Origin of the sequence: Phenylobacterium sp. 58.2.17 (assembly GCF_026411515.1) — a bacterium.
In the GTDB taxonomy this organism is placed as follows: Bacteria; Pseudomonadota; Alphaproteobacteria; order Caulobacterales; family Caulobacteraceae; genus Phenylobacterium.
The window spans coordinates 1-659 of sequence record NZ_JAPMTQ010000107.1 but is presented as its reverse complement, the minus strand read 5'-3'; the positions used below and the strand labels follow the sequence as shown (position 1 = coordinate 659).

The 659-nt window shown below is 33.5% G+C and carries 1 protein-coding gene; it reads left to right on the top strand.

Going from position 1 to position 659, the window contains the following annotated elements:
* Positions 1-344: 344 nt before the first annotated feature.
* Entirely contained in the window at positions 345-614 is a 270-nt protein-coding gene (locus OUA97_RS23245) for a YARHG domain-containing protein (RefSeq protein WP_004879438.1), read from the top strand.
* The last annotated feature ends 45 nt before the right edge of the window (positions 615-659 follow it).

Here is a 659-nt window from a genome sequence, read left to right as displayed (position 1 = left end):
CACATGTGAGAATGGGACCTTACGGCCCTTTCGCTATACATCAATTTGATCTTATTCCCAGAAAAATACCTGTTCAAACACCTACAACAAGGATGATAGAAGTGACTCACTGCGAATAAATCAATATACCGTAATATTCAGAGATATCACTTAAGATATTAAAAACACTACGTTTCTAATTTAATTCAAGAGGAAATTCCGTACTAAAATTACATACTGACTATAGAGTTTCATTGAAATTTCATTAAGAAACCTTATATTGGTATATACGTAGCGACCAAGCGCCATATGAAAATACTGTCATAAAGCTTTGGTTTATACCTTTTTGATTAGAGGAACACCTCATGAATAAGTTTACGGTTGCAGTTTGTGCTGGATTAATTACCCTCACAGGATTTAATCTTCAAGCAGCTACACCAGAACAAGAATGTAAAAAGTTGCAAGATGATTACAACTTAATCTACGCTTCTAAAGGATTCTGTTTCAAAGACGCAGACGCTAAAGCTAAATATGGCAATGAAAACTGCCATACAACAAAGCCAAAATTTTCTGACAAAGAACAACAGCGTCTTGATCAAATTAAAGAACGTCAGAAAGAACTTAACTGCAAATAATCTTTTCTCTTAGCTTTTCATTTAATTAATCTCTAAATGAAAAGC

What these genes read in the sequence shown, in the direction of transcription:
- OUA97_RS23245 (WP_004879438.1), top strand. Translation starts at nt 345, where the DNA reads ATGAATAAGTTTACGGTTGCAGTTTGTGCTGGATTAATTACCCTCACA.